The sequence below is a fragment of the Streptomyces sp. NPDC087270 genome (genome assembly GCF_044744625.1).
Taxonomy (GTDB): domain Bacteria; phylum Actinomycetota; class Actinomycetes; order Streptomycetales; family Streptomycetaceae; genus Actinacidiphila.
On record NZ_JBIUYR010000033.1, the window covers coordinates 1 to 16,849 of the forward strand.

13 protein-coding genes are annotated in these 16,849 nt (G+C 73.0%); 6 read left to right on the forward strand and 7 right to left on the reverse strand.

Annotated features, from left to right (window positions below; translation table 11 throughout):
* The 5 genes from ACIPAE_RS38665 to ACIPAE_RS38685 form a co-directional block, all read right to left on the reverse strand.
* On the reverse strand, window positions 1–505 hold a 505-nt coding region (locus ACIPAE_RS38665; protein ID WP_402451999.1), incomplete at its 3' end, for a (Fe-S)-binding protein.
* A 58-nt stretch (window positions 506–563) separates the two neighbouring features.
* Entirely contained in the window at window positions 564–1,973 is a 1,410-nt protein-coding gene (locus tag ACIPAE_RS38670; RefSeq protein ID WP_402452054.1) for a rhamnulokinase family protein, read from the reverse strand.
* Between the two features lie 270 nt (window positions 1,974–2,243).
* Entirely contained in the window at window positions 2,244–4,283 is a 2,040-nt protein-coding gene (locus ACIPAE_RS38675) for a bifunctional aldolase/short-chain dehydrogenase (RefSeq protein ID WP_366413265.1), read from the reverse strand.
* Window positions 4,284–4,461: 178 nt separating this feature from the next.
* Complete coding sequence (gene rhaI / locus ACIPAE_RS38680; RefSeq protein ID WP_402452003.1) at window positions 4,462–5,628, reverse strand: L-rhamnose isomerase; 1,167 nt, start codon at window positions 5,626–5,628, stop codon at window positions 4,462–4,464.
* Window positions 5,629–6,011: 383 nt separating this feature from the next.
* Window positions 6,012–7,112, reverse strand: a complete 1,101-nt coding sequence (locus ACIPAE_RS38685; protein ID WP_402452004.1) for a LysR family transcriptional regulator — start codon at window positions 7,110–7,112, stop codon at window positions 6,012–6,014.
* Between the two features lie 89 nt (window positions 7,113–7,201).
* On the opposite strand from ACIPAE_RS38685, the gene ACIPAE_RS38690 reads away from it, so the two are divergent.
* Window positions 7,202–8,683 (forward strand): MFS transporter, encoded by a 1,482-nt coding sequence (locus tag ACIPAE_RS38690; protein ID WP_402452007.1) that lies wholly within the window; start codon window positions 7,202–7,204, stop codon window positions 8,681–8,683.
* A 138-nt stretch (window positions 8,684–8,821) separates the two neighbouring features.
* Here ACIPAE_RS38690 and ACIPAE_RS38695 read toward each other — a convergent pair whose 3' ends face one another.
* Window positions 8,822–9,370, reverse strand: a complete 549-nt coding sequence (locus ACIPAE_RS38695; protein ID WP_329372207.1) for a DUF4232 domain-containing protein — start codon at window positions 9,368–9,370, stop codon at window positions 8,822–8,824.
* 236 nt (window positions 9,371–9,606) lie between these two features.
* The gene (locus ACIPAE_RS38700) at window positions 9,607–10,080 is read right to left on the reverse strand and encodes a MarR family transcriptional regulator (RefSeq protein ID WP_329372209.1); all 474 of its coding nucleotides are present in this window, start codon (window positions 10,078–10,080) and stop codon (window positions 9,607–9,609) included.
* Between the two features lie 63 nt (window positions 10,081–10,143).
* Between ACIPAE_RS38700 and ACIPAE_RS38705 the strand changes: the two genes are divergently transcribed.
* The 5 genes from ACIPAE_RS38705 to ACIPAE_RS38725 all read left to right on the forward strand — a co-directional run bounded on the left by ACIPAE_RS38705 (window position 10,144) and on the right by ACIPAE_RS38725 (window position 16,714).
* On the forward strand, window positions 10,144–10,512 hold the full coding sequence (locus ACIPAE_RS38705; protein WP_402452012.1) for a VOC family protein: 369 nt from the start codon (window positions 10,144–10,146) through the stop codon (window positions 10,510–10,512).
* A 68-nt stretch (window positions 10,513–10,580) separates the two neighbouring features.
* Window positions 10,581–11,309, forward strand: coding sequence for an HAD family hydrolase (locus ACIPAE_RS38710; RefSeq protein ID WP_402452014.1), 729 nt, complete (start codon window positions 10,581–10,583; stop codon window positions 11,307–11,309).
* 647 nt (window positions 11,310–11,956) lie between these two features.
* Window positions 11,957–13,621 (forward strand): ABC transporter transmembrane domain-containing protein, encoded by a 1,665-nt coding sequence (locus ACIPAE_RS38715; RefSeq protein ID WP_402452016.1) that lies wholly within the window; start codon window positions 11,957–11,959, stop codon window positions 13,619–13,621.
* On the forward strand, window positions 13,618–15,366 hold the full coding sequence (locus ACIPAE_RS38720) for an ABC transporter ATP-binding protein (RefSeq protein WP_402452018.1): 1,749 nt from the start codon (window positions 13,618–13,620) through the stop codon (window positions 15,364–15,366). Before ACIPAE_RS38715 ends, ACIPAE_RS38720 begins: the two co-directional genes overlap by 4 nt.
* Window positions 15,367–15,586: 220 nt before the next feature.
* The gene (locus ACIPAE_RS38725; RefSeq protein ID WP_366413274.1) at window positions 15,587–16,714 is read left to right on the forward strand and encodes a MerR family transcriptional regulator; all 1,128 of its coding nucleotides are present in this window, start codon (window positions 15,587–15,589) and stop codon (window positions 16,712–16,714) included.
* Window positions 16,715–16,849 lie beyond the last annotated feature (135 nt).

The following is a 16,849-nucleotide window of genomic DNA, read 5'->3' on the forward strand; positions in this document are numbered from 1 at the left end:
TGAGTTCCAGGCCTTTGACGGCTTGGAGGAGTTTGCGGGGGCGTTCGCCGAGGCCGAGCATGCGCAGGCCGTGGCAGGAGGGGTGGTAGGTGACGGTGTGGGGGAAGTAGGCGCCCACGTCGGTCACTTCGAGCACGTCCACCAGGAACTCGGTCAGTTCGTAGGTCTTCGGCACGGCCGCGGCCGCCGCGGCGGCCAGCCCGTCGTCCCGGCCCTCGGCGGCGGCCCGCTCCGCGATCCGCGGGTAGTTGTCGCGCACCATCGCCGCGCACGAGCCCGACGGGGTGACCACGTAGTCGTAGCCGTCGAAGGCGCGGGCCATCCGGCGGACCAGGGGTTCGGTCTCGTGGCGGTAGCCGGTGTTGAACTGGGGCTGCCCGCAACAGGTCTGGGCGGCGGGGAAGTCCACCTCCACGCCCAACCGCTCCAGCAGCCTGACGGTGGCCCAACCGGTGCCCGGATACAGCGCGTCGTTGACGCAGGTGAGGAAGAGTGCGACCCGCATGCGGCTCCTTAGGGGTGGGCGGTGCGGTCCGGGGGCCCGGCGCACCCCGGCGGGAGGCTCAGCCGAGGCCGATCCGGGCGCCAGCGGCGGCCCAGGCGTTCGGGTCGCCGCTGGGCCGGAACTGCCGCAGGTGCTGGGTGTCGGCCACCAGCCGGCGCATGGCGGTGCGGTCGGCGACGAGGCCGTGCGCGCGGGCCTGCACCAGGACGTTGCCGAGCGCGGTCGCCTCGGTCGGACCGGCGACGACCGGCAACCCGAGTGCGTCCGCGGTGAGTTGGCACAGCAGGTCGTTGCGGCTGCCGCCGCCGACCAGGTGCACCACGTCGAGGTCGCGCCCGGACAGTTCGGCCGCGGTGCGCAGCGCTGCCCGGTGCGCCAGCGCCAGGCTCTCCAGGATGCAGCGCACCATGGCGGCCTGGTCGGCGGGGACGCGCTGCCCGGTGCGTTCGCAGTACGCGGCGATCCGGGCCGGCATGTCGCCGGGCGCCAGGAACTCCGGCGCGTCCGGGTCGACCAGCGCGGCGAACGGTGGCGCGTCGGCGGCCCGGGCCAGCAGCGGTGCGAGATCGGTGGGCAGCCCCTCGGCCGCCCAGGTGCGCAGCGTCTCCGACAGCAGCCACAGCCCCATGATGTTGCGCAGGAACCGGAACGTGCCGTCGATGCCGCGCTCGTTGGTGAAGTTGGCGGCCCGGGACGCCTCCGTGATGACCGGCTGGTCCAGTTCGAGTCCGGCCAGTGACCAGGTGCCGCAGGAGACATAGCCGAAACCGGGCCGGTCGGCCGGGATCGCGGCCACCGCGGACGCGGTGTCGTGGGAGGCGACGGTCACCACCGGGGTGCCCTCGGCCAGGCCGGTCTCCCGCGTCACCGCCGGCAGCAACTCGCCCGCGACCTCGCCCGGTTGGCGAAGCGGCGGGAAGAGCTCCGGGTCGAGGCCGAGCCGCCCGAGCAGGTCGCCCGACCAGTCGCCGGTCGCCGCGTCCAGCAGGGCGGTGGTGGACGCGTTGGTCAACTCCGCGCCGACGGTGCCGGTCAGCCAGTGCACCAGCAGGTCCGGGATGAGCAACAGCGTCCGGGCGGCGGCGAGTTGGGCGCTGCCGCGGGCGGCGGCGAGCTGGAAGACGGTGTTGAACGGCAGGTGCTGAAGTCCGGTCACCCGGTACAGCTCCTTCGCCGGCACCGCGTCCCACACCCGCGGCGCCGCGTCCTGCGTCCTGCTGTCGCGGTAGTGGTGGGGGTTGCCGAGCAGCCGGCCGTCGGCGTCCAGCAGCCCGTAGTCCACCGCCCACGAGTCGACCCCCACCGACGTCACGCCGCCGGACCGCGCCGCCTCCCGCAGCCCGTCCAACACCCCCTGGTACAGGCCCAGTACGTCCCAGTGCAGGCTGCCGCCGGCCAGGACCGGGCGGTTCGGGAAGCGGTGCGCCTCGCTCAGGTCGAGGTGCGCCGGGCCGACCCGGCCGACCATGACACGGCCGCTGGTGGCGCCGAGATCGGCGGCGGCGAACGCGGACGGGGAGGTGGAGGAGGGACTGCGGGGCACGGTGGTTACCTCGGGTGCGGGGCGCGGCGCGGCTTGGCGCGGTTCGTCGGTGGGGGCGGTGCGGGTCGGCGGGAGACGGCTGCGGTCGGCGGGAGCCGGCGGGAATCGGTGCGGCTCCCGTGGGGCTGGCAGGGCTGGTGGGGCTCGGTGTGGCGGGGGCGCCGCCCGCTCGGCGCAGGAAGGCCCCCGCGGCCTTCAGCGCAGGAACGCCGCCGCGACCCCCGCGTCCACGGGGATGTGCAGGCCCGTGGTGTGCGTGAGGTCGCCGCCGGTCAGCGCGAACACCGCGTTCGCCACGTGCTCGGGCAGCACCTCCCGCTTGAGCAGGGTGCGTTGGGCGTAGAACTCGCCGAGCTTGGACTCCTCGACACCGTAGACCGCCGCGCGCTGGGCGCCCCAGCCGCCGGCGAAGATGCCGGAGCCGCGGACCACCCCGTCGGGGTTGATGCCGTTGACGCGGATGCCGTGGCCGCCCAACTCGGCTGCGAGCAGGCGAACTTGGTGGGCCTGGTCGGCCTTCGTCGCGGAGTACGCGATGTTGTTGGGGCCGGCGAAGACCGCGTTCTTCGAGGCGATGTAGACAATGTCGCCGCCCATGCCCTGCTCGGTCATCACGCGCGCGGCCTCGCGGGAGACCAGGAACGAGCCGCGGGCCATGATGCCGTGCTGGAGGTCCCAGTCCTTCGCGGTGGTCTCCAGCAGCGGCTTGGAGATCGAGATGCCCGCGTTGTTGACCACCAGGTCCACCCCGCCGAAGGCGAGCAGCGCCTGCTCGAAGGAGGACGTGATCTGCTCCTCGGAGGTCACGTCCACGGTCACCGCGACCGCCTTGTCCGGACCGCCCAACTCCTCCGCGACGGCCGCCGCGTTGGCCGCGTCGAGATCGGCGACGACCACGCAGGCCCCTTCGGCCACCAGCCGGTGCGCGATGGCCTTGCCGATGCCGGAACCGGCCCCGGTGACCAGCGCGATCCGGGTGGCCAGCGGCTTGGGCGCCGGCATCCGCCGCAGCTTGGCCTCCTCCAACTCCCAGTACTCGATGCGGAACTTCTCCGACTCCTCGATCGGCCGGTACGTCGAGACCGCCTCGGCGCCGCGCATGACGTTGATCGCGTTGACGTAGAACTCGCCCGCCACGCGCGCGGTCTGCTTGTCCTTGCCGTAGCTGAACATGCCGACGCCCGGCACCAGCACGATCGCCGGGTCCGCGCCGCGCATCGCGGGGGAGTCGGGCGCGGCGTGCCGCTCGTAGTAGGCGGCGTACTGCGTGCGGTACTCCGCGTGCAGCTCCCGCAGCCGCGCCTTGGCCTCCTCCAGGGGCGCGGTCGGCGGCAGGTCCAGCACCAGCGGGCGGACCTTGGTGCGCAGGAAGTGGTCGGGGCAGGACGTGCCGAGCGCGGCCAGCCGGGGGTGCTCGGCGCGGGAGAGGAAGTCCAGCACCTCGGGGCTGTCGGTGAAGTGGCCGACCTGCGGGCGGTCGGCGGAGGCCAGACCGCGCAGCAGCGGCGCCAGTTCGGCCGCCCGGGCCCGCCGCTCGCCGGCCGGCAGCGGTGCGAAGCCGTCCAGTGCCGGGCCGAACGGCTCGGCCTTGCCGCGCTGTTCGAGGAAGGTCTCGGCGGTGCGGATGATGTGCAGCGAGTTGCGCTCGCACTCCTCGCTGGTCGCGCCCCACGCGGTGATGCCGTGGCCGCCGAGCACGCAGCCGATCGCCTTGGGGTTGGCCTGCTTCACCGCGGCGATGTCCAGGCCGAGTTGGAAGCCGGGGCGGCGCCACGGCACCCACACCACGGTGTCGCCGAAGCACTCCTTGGTGAGCGCCTCCCCGTCGGCCGCGCAGGCCAGCGCGATACCGGAGTCGGGGTGCAGGTGGTCGACGTGGGCGGCGTCCACCAGGCCGTGCATCGCGGTGTCGATCGAGGGGGCCGCGCCGCCCTTGCCGTGCAGGCAGTAGTCGAACGCGGCGACCATCTCGTCCTCGCGCTCCACGCCCGGGTAGACCTCGGTGAGCGCGCGCAGCCGGTCCAGGCGCAGCACCGCAAGGCCCGGCTCGCGCAGCGTGCCGAGGTCGCCGCCGGAGCCCTTCACCCACATCAGCTCGGTGTCGGCGCCGGTCACCGGGTCGGGGGCGGTGCCCTTTGCGGAGGTGTTGCCGCCCGCGTAGTTGGTGTTGCGAGGGTCGGCGCCCAGCCGGTTGGAGCGGGCGAGCAGCGCCGCTGCCTCGGGGGAGAGGGTCATGACGGTCGTCTTCCTTCGGGTCCGGGTCGGGTCCGGGTCTGCCGGGTCGGGTTCCGGTGCTCGGGTGAGGTCGAGTGGGTCGGGTGGAGTCGATGACGGGACGGGCGGGCGTACGGTTCCGATTCGCGCGGGCGCCACCGGCGTACGGCGGCCCCGACATCGGTGCCCGGCGCGCGGGTTACGCGCCCCAGCCGGCCTGCGTGCCGCCGACGCGCTCCGCGACGATCCGCTCCTGGTGGCCGGAAGCACGGTAGGCCGCCAGCGGGTCGGGGTCGAGCCCCTGCTCCTGGCGCACCTCGGCGAGCAGCGGCCGTACGTCGGTGTTGTACGCGTCCATCAGCACCGCGTTGGCGCCCAGCACGTCACCGGCGGCCTGCGCGGCCCGCAGCGCGTCCAGGTCGACCAGCAGCGCCTTGGCGGTGGCCTCCTGGACGTTCATCACCGAGCGGATCACCGCGGGGATCTTGCCCTCGATGTTGTGGCACTGGTCGAGCAGGAACGCCACCCCGGTCTCCGGTGCGAAGCCGCCGTTCTTGGCGACCTCGTGCAGGATGCGGAAGAGCTGGAAGGGGTCGGCCGCGCCCGCCATCAGGTCGTCGTCCGCGTAGAAGCGGGAGTTGAAGTCGAAGCCGCCGAGCTTTCCCTGGCGCAGCAGGAACGCCACGATGAACTCGATGTTGGTGCCCGGCGCGTGGTGACCGGTGTCCACCACGACCTGCGCCCGCTCGCCCAGCGCCAGGCAGTGCGCGTACGAGGTGCCCCAGTCCGGCACGTCGGTGGAGTAGAACGACGGCTCGAACAGCTTGTACTCCAGCAGCATCCGCTGCTGCTCGCCGAGTCGCGCGTACACCTCGGCGAGGGCCTCGGCCAGCCGGTCCTGGCGGGCGGTGATGTCGTCCTGGCCGGGGTAGTTGGTGCCGTCGGCGAACCACAGCTTCAGGTCGCGGGAGCCGGTCGCGTCCATGATGTCGACGCAGTGCAGCAGGTGGTCGACGGCCTTGCGGCGCACCCGCGGGTCGGGGTTGGCCACCGACCCGAGCCGGTACGCGTCGTCCTGGAAGACGTTCGCGTTCACCGCGCCGAGCCGCAGCCCGCGCTCCTTGGCGTGCCGGGCCAGCGCGTCGTAGTCGCCGACCGCGTCCCACGGGATGTGCAGGGAGACCACCGGGGCGGCCCCGGTCGCGGCGTGCACCTGGGCGGCGTCGTCCAGCTTCTCGAACGGGTCCCGGGGCACGCCCGGTTCGGCGAAGACCTTGAACCGGGTGCCGGAGTTGCCGTACCCCCAGGACGGGGTCTCGATCACCTGGGAGCTCAGTGCCGCCTTCACCGCCGACCGATCAGGCATGGACGACCCTCCGCTGACCGTTTGAAATGAATCGATTCACGCCACGAAGATAGGGGCGTGCCGGAATGCTGTCAAGGTGTACGCCGACCGATCTACGGCAGGTGGAATCGTGCCTTGGCGCTGCTGTCAGGCAGGTCCGCGGGAGGCGCGCCGGGGCGTGCTGAGGGGAGCGCGATGAATCATTTCACGCCGCGAAACGCAAGCGCGGCGCGCCGGGGACCCGTGCCTGGCGACGTTGCTCCTGCACGAGGGACTCGGGGCGCCGGAGGCTCCGGCCGCGCGGACGGCGAAGGAGGGCGGATCGGGCGGCGGGTCGGGCGCCGTCGTCGTACCGGCCGCGCGCCGAGCGGGCAACGGGTCGGGCTCGCGCGGAGCGTGCCGGGTCAGGCGCTCGCGGCGTACAGGAGCGCGCGCGTCGGGGGGTGGGCGGTGCGGGAGGGGGGCCAGGTCAGGCGGAGGTGGAGGGTGGGGGCGGGCAGCGGGAGCGCGGTGAGGGTGCCCGCGGCCAGGTCGTCGGCGACCGCGAAGGACGGCAGCAGCGCCAGGCCGACACCGCGCCGGGCCCAGGCCCGCATCACGGCGACGCTGCCCGCGTGCACCCGCTCCACGCCGGGGCCGCACAGCCGGCCGGTCGCGAGCGCGAAGGAACAGGAGGAGTGGACGTTGACCAGCAGCCGCTCGCCGCGCAGGTCCGACGGGGCGAGCCGGTCGGCCGTCGCGTACCGGTGCCCGGGCGCCGCGACCAGCACCAGCGGCACCGGCTCCAGGTCCAGGAACTCCAACTCCGCGCCGGCCGGGGGCGCGAACCCGAGGCCGCCGAGCGAGTCGCCGGCGTCCAGCACCAGGGCCGCGTCCAACTCCCCGGCGGCGACCGACGCCAGCAGCGCGGACCGGTCGGCCTGCGAGGTGACCTCCACGTCCAGGTCCGGCCTGCGCGCGCCGAGCCGCTGCAGAATCCCCGGCACGATCGCGGCGGCGATCGACTCCAGCGCGCCGAGGCGTACCGCCGTACGCTCCCGGCCCGCGTCGACCACCTCGCGGCGGGCCTGCTCGGCCTGTTCCAGCAGCCGCCGGCTCCACACCAGCAGCCGCTCACCGGCTGCCGTGACCCGCATGCCGCGCGGCCGCCGATCGAACAGCTCGACCCCGAGGGACACTTCCAGGGTGCGCACCGCCTGCGACACCGACGACGGCGCGAGGCCGAGCCGTACGGCGGCGTCCGTCACGCTTCCGGTCCCCGCGACGGCCTCGAAGGTGCGCAACTGCCGCAGGTCCAGTGGGGGCGCGGCCGCGGGCTGAGCGGGAACCGGGGTGCCGCCGGCGCCCGCCGACCGGTCGGCGCCTCCCGCGCCCGCGGCCGGTCCCGCGCCCGCGGCCGGTCCCGCGCCCGTGCCCGTGCCCGTTCGCGCCGCGCCCACCCGTGTCCGTATCCCCGCCGTGCCCTCCGTGCCTGCCCTGCCCGCGGCAGCGCTTCGCTTCTCCATGTGCCTCATCCTCGCATTCGGTTCCGCCGAACGGAGCGTGCGGAGCCGGCGGTGGAGCGGGAAGGGGGCGGGACGGGAGGGTGCGGGGCATGTCGCACACGCTTCCGTCCCCTGCCCCGCCACGTCTGCCAACTGCCGCCCCGCGTACGGGAACCGCGCTGCTCGGTATCGCCCTCGGGTACTTCATGGTGCTGCTCGACACGACGGTGCTGTCCGTCGCCGAGCCCGACCTGGCGCGGTCGCTGGGCAGTTCGACGGCCGGGCTGCAATGGGTGGTGACCGGTTACACCGTCGCGTTCGGCGCGCTGCTGCTGTCGGCGGGGGCGGTCAGCGACCGGTACGGGGCGCACCGGGTCTTCCGCGCGGGCGTCGCGGTGTTCGGCGCGGGATCGCTGCTCAGCGCGTGCGCGCCGGGGCTGTGGACGCTGGTGGGGCTCCGGGCGGTGCTCGGGGTGGCCGCGGCGGCGTGCGTGCCCAGCTCGATGGCGATGATCAGCCGGCTCTACCCGGACCCGGCGCGGCGGGCCCGCGCGGTGGCGGTGTGGGCGGCGGTGAGCGGAGCGGCGCTGGCGGCGGGCCCGATCGCGGGCGGGCTGCTGGTCGCGCTCGCGGGCTGGCGGGCGGTGTTCCTGGTGAACGTGCCGCTGACCGCGCTGGTGCTCACCCTGGTCGCAGGTCGCGCGGTGCGCTGCCCGCGCGGGGAGCGCGAGGTCGACTGGGGCGGGCAGTTCGCGGCGTGCGCGGCGCTCGGGCTCCTCACGGACGCGCTGATCGCGTTCGGCGCGCACGCGGTCGTCCACGGTGCCTGCTCGGCCGCCGGGGCGGTCGTCGCGGGCGCGCTGTTCGTACGGCGGGAACAGCGGGAGTGGCGGGGGCAGCGGGGGCGGCGAGAACGGCCGGAACGCACGGACGGGCGGGAGCGGCGCGGCGTGTCGCCGGTGCTGGTGCCCGCGGTGCTGCGGGCACCCGGGATGACCGGCATGCTCATGGCGGGCGCGGCCGTCGGGTTCGCGCTCACCGCCGTGTTGTTCGTGCTGCCGCTGCTCCTCCAGTCCACCCGGGGGTACGGCGTGGTGGCCGCGGGGGTGGCCTTCCTGCCGCTGACGCTGCCGACCGCGGTGAACCCGCTGCTGGTGACCGGGCGGCTGGTGGCCCGGTTCGGGCCGCGGGGGCCGGTGCTGGGCGGGCTGGCGCTGCTCGCGGCGGCCGGCGGCGTGATGGCGGGCGCGGCGAGCAGCGGGGCGCCGTATCCGGTGCTCGCGGTGGGGCTGTTCGCGGCCGGGTGCGGGGTATCCCTGGCGCTTCCCGCGCTGACCACCGCGGTGATCACCCTCGCTCCGGCCGGATCGGCGGGTGCGGCCGGCGGTCTGCTCAACGCGGTCCGGCAGCTCGGGGCGACGTTCGGGGTGGCCGTGCTGGGCTCCTTCGTCGCGGTGCACCCCTCCGCCCGCGGTGCCGGCTGGGGCCTGCTGCTGCCCGGGCTGGTCTGCGCCCTGGCGGCGGTGCTGCCCGTCGTGCTCCGCGCGGCCGGCGCGCGTCGGGCCGGGCGGAGCGGTCGCTCAGGGGCGTAGCCCGCGGCGGTTTCCGGTCCGGGCCCGGCCGTACCCGGTCGTACCCGGGCGGGCCGGGTGCCGGACGTGGCCGCCGCACCACCCGGAGGTGTGTGCGGCGGCCACCAGCCGGAGGAACCCCGGCGGCTGCCCGGCTGGTTACCGCCCGACCGGGTTGAGGTAGGTGGCCGGGCGGGTGGCGCCGTCCTGCTTGAGGATCTGGCCGCCGAACGGCCACTTCAGGGTGAAGTGCTTCGTCTCGTTGGGCGGGGTGACCAGGAACTTCGCCGGGACGAACTTCTCCTTCGTCGGCCTGGACTTGGCGACCGGGGCCAGGGTGATGCTGAAGTCCGTCGTGTCCCCGTGCTTCAGGGTGATCTTCACGGGCTTCTGGGAGGAGCGCCGCAGCGACCAGGTGCCGTCGGTCTTCTGCGCGCCGACCATGTCGACACCGGCGAAGCCGGACACGGTGCAGGTGCGCTTGCTCGTGTTGGTGAACCAGATGTACGCCTGCGTCTGCTTCTTGGTCTGGTTCATCTCCGGCCTCGCGTCACCCCCCGTGGCGAAGCCCGCCTTCAGGTCGGCGGTGTGGCAACGGGTCGGCTTGGCCTTGGCGGTGGAGGTGGCGGCCGAGGCCGGGATGGCGGCAGCGGCGGTGCCGGCGATGACGACGGCCGCGACGGCCACGGCGGTCAGCTTGCTCTTCATGAAGTGCTGGTTTCCCCTCGATGGTGATTCGGCGCGCTGGTCAAGTGCGCGCCTACGCACCTGAAGACGGGCGAACCCGGGGGAAGGTTCGGTATGCGGACGACCTTTTTCCGACAAACAGCTGTTCCCGGGTGACCACGTACGAGAACCGCCGTACGGCGGCAGGTGGTGCGCTGCTCATCGGCTCGGCCGCGCCGGCCCGGAGCGCGCCGGCCCGGAGTGCGCCAGGGAACGCACTACGCGCCGTCGTTGCCGTCGTCGCGGTCGCCGTCGCGCAGGGAACGGACCATGCCCCGCAGTATCCGGAACGCGTCCGACTGCTCCGTCTCGGACATGCCGGCCAGCATTCTGACCTCGACGGACCGCACCGCCACGGTCGCCTTCTCCAGGCTCCGCCGGCCGCGCGGCGTGAGCCGGGTGGGAAGGACCTTCCCGACGGGTGCCTGCGCGGGCCTGGTCACGTAGCCGTCTCGTTCCAGGTTCTGGAGCAGCACGTTCATCGACTGACGCGTCACGAACGCGCCCCGCGCGAGCTCGGAGTTCGACAGGCCCGGCCGCTGGGAGAGCAGTTCGAGGCAGGAGTAGTGCGTCACGTTCATCCCGAGGGGCCGCAGCACCTCCTCCATGGCTGCGCGCAGGGCGCTCGAAGCCTCCTTCAGCAGGTAGCCCAGTGATCTGTCCAGGTCGACGCCGGCACCGTTTTGACTCATGTCAGCATTCTGACATACAGTGGTCTGTGTCAGGATACTGACACGAAGCGAAGGAGTATCACCATGCCCGCCACCGGCCCTGACTTCACCTCCCTCCAGGTGCGCGACCTCGACGCTTCGCAGGCGTTCTACGAGCAGTACCTCGGCCTCGTCCGCTCCCAGGCCGGGCCTCCGCACGCCGTCGTCTTCGAGACGAAGCCGATCGCGTTCGCACTCCGCGACATCGTCCCCGGCACCGATCTCGCATCCGTCGCCCAGCCCGGCATCGGTGCCGCGATCTGGCTGCACGCCACCGACGTCCAGGCCATCCACGATGCTCTCGTCGCCGACGGTCACGCCATCGTCTCCGCGCCGATCGACGGCCCCTTCGGCCGGACCTTCACCTTCGCCGATCCCGACGGCTACCAGGTCACCCTCCACGACCGCGCCTGACGCCCCTCGGCGGTCGGCGGCGGTCACCTGTCCGCGTGGTCGCGAGCCGACGCCCTACGCTGTCCCGCATGGCTACGGACAGCCCTCCCGGCGAGGCCGCTTCATCCCCTCACCTCGTCCTGTGGGACATCGACCGCACGCTCGTCACCATCGGCGGCGGGGTGAGCCGCGCAGCCTACGAACTCGCCTTCCGGCAGGTGACCGGAAAGCCGCTCGGTGAGCTGCCGGACATGTCCGGCCGAACCGACCGGGCGATCCTGAAGGAGACGCTTCGCCTGAACGGCGTCGAGCAGACCGAAACCCTCTTCGGCGAGTTCTACGACGCCCTGGCGACGGCCACTCGACGCCTCACCGACCGCATGCGCGAAGCCGGTACGGTCCTGCCGGGGGCGCGGGAGGCCATCGCGTCGTGCAGCACCCGGCACACCGTCCAATCAGCCGTCACCGGCAACATACGTCCCGTCGCCATCGCCAAGCTCGGCGCGCTGGGCCTCGGTGACGGCATCGACTTCGCGGTGGGCGGCTACGGCGACGACAGCGGCGACCGGGCGGACCTGGTGCGCCAAGCCCGCGAGCGGGCCTCCGAGAAGTACGGTCACGGCTTCGCCGGCCGGTTGGCCGTGGTCATCGGTGACACGCCCCACGACGTCCGCGGCGCACTGGACGCCGGCGCGCTGGCCGTGGCGGTCGCGACCGGCAAGTACACCACCGAGGAACTACGCCGGGCCGGAGCCGACATCGTCCTGACCGACCTCCGTGATTTCGCGAGCCGTTGCGGTCCAGCGCTCGGCTGGTAACCGCCCGGGCGCCCCGGCGGCGGGCGGCGCGGGTTCACACCCTTGCGGCGTCGGCTGCGTGGGGCGGCGCGGAATTCCTCGTCCGAATTTCCGGCCCATGCGGCGGCGCACCGAATTCACGATAACGCGATGCCGTTGTTCACCGTCTCGGTATCGACTGCTCCACGGGCGTTTTCGCCCTCCCGTGGGCACCGCTCCGCAGGTGGTTGCGGTTGTCTTGATTCTTCGGGAATCCACCCGCGGCCGCCGCACGGTGTCAACGGTGTCAACGGGCACCTGGCGTGGTGACGGTGAATCAACTCCGTGTTAAAGTCCGGAAGTAATGCGTATGACTTGTTCTGCCGATGGGCGGTATGCCATCGGTGGTGAAGTGGCACGTCCATGGGTGGGAGATATATGGGCCGGTCGGCGCGCACCAGAAAATATGGAATGTCGGATTTCGGCGTGTGCCGTGCGGCTCCGTCCTCGGACCGTTTCCTCACCGAAGCGGACTCCGCGACGTCATGACACGGACGACCCGTATATCGGGCAGGGACGGGCTGACGCGCAGGCGCCCGCCGCCGGCCTCGCCTACGCCGTATCGCGACGGGGCGCACTTCGATGCGGGGCGGCCTCCCGCCTCGGCGTCAGGATTACTGTGGCGAGCGGTGCGGCGCAACGGCCGGAGCATGGCGGCCGCCTTCGGCCTGCTCTCGGTCTGGCAGTTCTCCGAGGCGATGGTTTCCGTCGTCGTCGGCATGGTCATCGACCACGCGGTCGCGGTCGGCAGTGTCCACGCCCTGCTGGCGTGGGGCGCGCTGCTGCTCCTCGTCTTCGCCTCCCTGATGGTCACCTATCTCCACGGTGCGGCCGAGGCGTTCCGAACCGACCAGGGTGAACGCCACCGGCTGCGTGTCGAGATCGCCCGCCACGTGCTGCGCCCGCTCGGCGCCCGCAGCGGCAGCCTGCCCGGCGCCACCTTGTCCCTGGCCACCGCCGACGCCGAGGGCGCCGGCAGCCTGACCCAGCCCGCCAGCTACACACTGGCGTCGGCTGTCGCCGTCGCGGGCAGCGCCGTCATCCTGCTGGGCATCGACATCGAGCTCGGCCTGGTCGTGCTGGTCGGCATGCCCGTCGTGCTGGCGCTCATCCAGCTCAGTACGCCCATGATCTCCCGCCGCAGCGGCACCCAGCTCGCCGAGATCGCCCGAACCAGCGCCATGGCGGCGGACCTGGTCCGAGGACTGCGCGTGCTCAAGGGCATCGGCGCCGAGGACGAGGCCGCCGCGCGCTACCGCGCGCACAGCCAGGAAGCCAAGCGCGCCGGCATACGGCTGGGCAGGTCGCACGGAATCCTGGAGAGCGTGTCCACCGGGCTCAGCGGTCTCTTCCTGGCCGCGGTCACGCTGCTGGCGGGCAGCCGCGCGCTCGACGGCGCCATCTCGGTGGGGGACCTCATCGCCGTCGTGGGCCTCACGCAGTTTCTCGCGGTGCCCATCCGCGCGCTCGGCGGCATCGGCGCGCAAGCGGGGTCGGCGTACGCCTCGGCCGCCCGTATCGTGGCGTTCCTGGATACGCCGCCGCTGCTCGCCGACGGTGACGCGGACGCGGTGGTCGGCGGGGCCGCGCAGGTGTCCCTGAACGAGGTGACCACCGGTGCGCTGCGGGACCTCTCCCTCACCTCCAGGACCGGCGAGCTGCTGTGCCTCGTGATTCCCGACCCTGCCGCGGCCGGGACCCTGGTCCGGTTGCTGAGCGGTGAGGTCCAGCCGGACGACCTCAGCGGCGAGGCCCTGGTCGGAGGCATCCCGATCGACGGGTTGAGCATCCGCGCCCGCAGCGGCCTCCTCCTGGTGAACCCCCACCACACCCACTTGCTGGAAGGCACCCTGCGCGGCAACCTCGACCCCGCGGCCCGGCTGGACGGGGCCCGGCTGGCACAGGTCCTCGACGCGGCGGCGGCCCAGGACATCGTCGACCTCGACGAGAGGGCCTTGGACCAGCCGGTCACGGCTGACGGAGCGACGTTCTCCGGCGGGCAGCGGCAGCGCATCGCGCTGGCCCGGGCGTTGGCGGCCGACCGGCCCTTCCTCGTGCTCGACAATCCGACGACGGCAGTCGACGCGGTCACCGAACAGCAGATCGCCCGCGGCGTCAAAGCCCTGCGCCACGGCCCCGCCGACGCGCGTACGACCTGGATCATCACCACGAGTCCGGCGCTGCTGGCCACCGCGGACCGCGTCGTCGTGGTGACGGACGGACAGGTGGCCGGCGAGGGCACCCACCGGGATCTACTGGAACGCCCCGACTACCAGGAGCTGGTGCTGAGGTGAGCCAGGAACTGCTGCCCATCAGCGGCCACCGGCAGACATTCAGGTTTCTGGGCCGCATGGCCGCGGCCAACCGCCGGGCCACCGCGGCCGCGGCAGGCACGACCCTCCTGGCAAGCGTGGCCGGCCTCGTGCCGCCGTGGGCCATCGGAAAGATCGTCAACGACATCGGCTCAGGCCACGACACCATCTTCTCCCAGGCGCTCGTCATCTGCGTCGCCACGGCCGCGGCCGCGGTGTTCGGCGGCCTGTCGGTGAGTGCGATGGCCAGTGCCGGTGAGCCCGCGCTGGCGGAACTGCGGGAAGAGGTCCTGGACCGCGCGCTGCATCTGCCCGCGGACCGGATCGAACGCGCCACCACCGGTGACCTGCTCTCGCGGCTCTCGGAGGATGTGCGCACCGTGTCCCAGGGGCTGGGCAACGTCGTGCCGGTAATCGTGAGTTCGGCCGTCACGATCGCCCTCACCGCCGTGGGCACGCTGGCGCTCGACTGGCGCCTCGGCCTTGCCATCGTGTCGGTCACACCGCTGTTCGCCATGGGTCTGCGCTGGTACCTGCCCCGCTCGGAGCCGCTCTACCGGGAGGAACGCATCGCCCAGGGCGAGCGTGCCGAAGCACTCCTCACCGGTATCGGCGCGGCGCCCACGGCCCGGGCCTTCGGTATCGGCACCCGGCTGCTCCATCGGATCGAGGACACCTCCGAGCGCGTCGCGGCCCTGACCGTCAGCGTCTTCCGCATGTCGCTGCGTTTCCTCATGCGCAACAACGTGACCGAACTCGTCGGCCTGGTCCTGATCCTCGGTCTGGGGTTCGTCCTGGTACGCCGGAACCTCACCACGGTCGGTGCCGTCACCACGGCCGCCTTGTACTTCCTCCGCCTGTTCACCCCGATCGCCGGCATCCTTTTCACCTTCGACCGCTTCCAGGCCGTCGGGGCGGCCCTGTCCCGGCTGGTGGGCATCGCACTGATGCCGAAGCCCCCGGTGCCGGAGGGCCACCTCGAACCCGGACAGGGCGAGATCGTCCTGTCCGGGATCACCCACGAGTACACGCCGGGCACGCCGGTCCTGCGTGACGTGTCCCTGCGTATCTCCCCGGGCGAGCGGGTCGCCCTGGTCGGTTCCACCGGGGCGGGCAAGACGACGCTCGGCGCGATCGCCGCCGGCGTGCTGCGGCCTTCCCACGGCGTGGTGTCCTACGGCGGGCAGCCGTACGATCCCGTCCGGACCGGCGTGCGCGCCAACGTCTTCCTCATCACCCAGGACGTTCACGCCTTCGCCGGCACGGTACGTGAGTGCCTGACCCTTGTCCGTCCAGGAGCCTCCGACCAGGAGGTACGGCGTGCCCTCGACGTCACCGGGGCGGACCGGTGGGTCGACGCCCTTCCCGACGGGCTCGACACCGTCGTCGGCGAGGAGGGAAACCGGCTGACGGCCGACCAGGTCCAGCAGCTCGCGCTGGCCCGAGTGGTGCTGGGCGACCCGTGGTTCGTGGTGCTCGACGAGGCGACGGCAGAGGCCGGTTCGGCGGGTGCGCGCGTACTGGAGGCAGCGGCAACCGCGGCGGTACAGGGCCGTACGGCCCTCATCGTGGCGCACCGGCTGACCCAGGCCAAGCTGGCGGACCGCGTCCTGGTCATGCACGACGGGGCGATCGCCGAGCAGGGGACCCACGACGAACTCCTCGCGCGGCAAGGCCGCTACTCGCGACTCTGGCAGGCATGGTCCGACCACCACGCGACCACCTGACTCCTGAGGCGGTCGCGGATCAACGGGTACCGGACCGCCGGCTGACCCGACGAACGCGGAAACCCTCGCTCTCGACGACACCCACGCCGCTCGGCCGCGGGCCGGTCGACTCATCATGCGGCTCAGGGACTACCGCGTCGCCGACCTCCGCACGGAAGCCGCCGCAGCGCCGCCCGCGACGTCGAGGAGCGCGCTTGACCCTCACGTGGCGTGATGCCGCATGGTCGGGGGTGTGGAAGAGCACCTGACCGTGGGGCGCGTGGCCGAGCTGGCGGGCGTGAGCGTCCGCACGCTGCATCACTACGACGAGATCGGCCTGGTGGAGCCGTCCGCGCGGACCGGGGCCGGGTACCGGGCCTATTCGGCGGGCGACGTGGAGCGGCTGCGGGAGGTGCTCGGCTACCGGCGGCTGGGGTTCGGCCTGCGCGAGATCGCGGATCTCGTCGACGACCCGGCCACCGACGCGGTCGCGCACCTGCGCCGGCTGCGCGGCCTGCTGGTGGAACAGCGCGACCGCACCACCGCGATGGTGACGGCCATCGACAAGGAACTGGAGGCACGGGCCATGGGGATCAGGACGACGCCGGAGGAGCAACTGAAGGTGTTCGGAGCCCAGTTGTACGACAAAATCGGGTCCGCCTACCCGGCGACGCGGCGCACCGAGCCGCGGATCGCCGCGCGGGTGTGGGAAGCGCTCGGCGACGCGCGGACGGTGCTGAACGTCGGGGCCGGCACCGGCTCCTACGAGCCGCCGGACCGCGAGGTCACGGCGGTGGAACCGTCGGCGGTGATGCGGGCGCAGCGTCCCGCGGGAGCGGCGCCGTGCGTGGCCGCCGCCGCGGAGAACCTGCCGTTCGAGGACCAGTCCTTCGACGCCGCGATGGCGTTCAGCACCGTTCACCACTGGCAGGACCCGATCGCCGGGCTGCGCGAGATGCGGCGGGTGGCCCGCCGGGTGGTGGTGTTCACGTACGACGCGAGCACGACCGGCTGGCTCCAGCGGTTCTGGCTCACCCGCGACTACCTGCCGGAGTTCGCCGACCTCCTCGTCGACTGGCCGTCGCTGGCCGACCTGACCCGGGCGATCGGGGGCCGCGCGGAGCCGGTGCTCGTCCCGTGGGACTGCGCCGACGGCTTCTTCGAGGCCTACTGGCGCCGCCCCGAGGCGTATCTGGACGAGCAGGTGCGCCGCGCGGTGTCGGTGTGGACCAGGGTCGGGCCGGAGGCGGAGCGGCGGGCGGTGGACGGACTGCGCGGGGACCTCGCCTCGGGGCGGTGGGCCGAGCGCAACCGCGACCTGGTCGCGCTGGACGCGGCCGAGCTGGGCCTGCGGCTGCTGGTGGCCTGAACGGTCGTACGGAGTGCGCCGAGCGGTCCGGGTGCGGCAGCACGCCGACGGCCAACGGCGGCGCGGCTCCACCGGTGTTCGCACGATCACCGGTGGGTGGTTTTCCCGTGAGCCGCGTCGCGACTCAGGTGGATC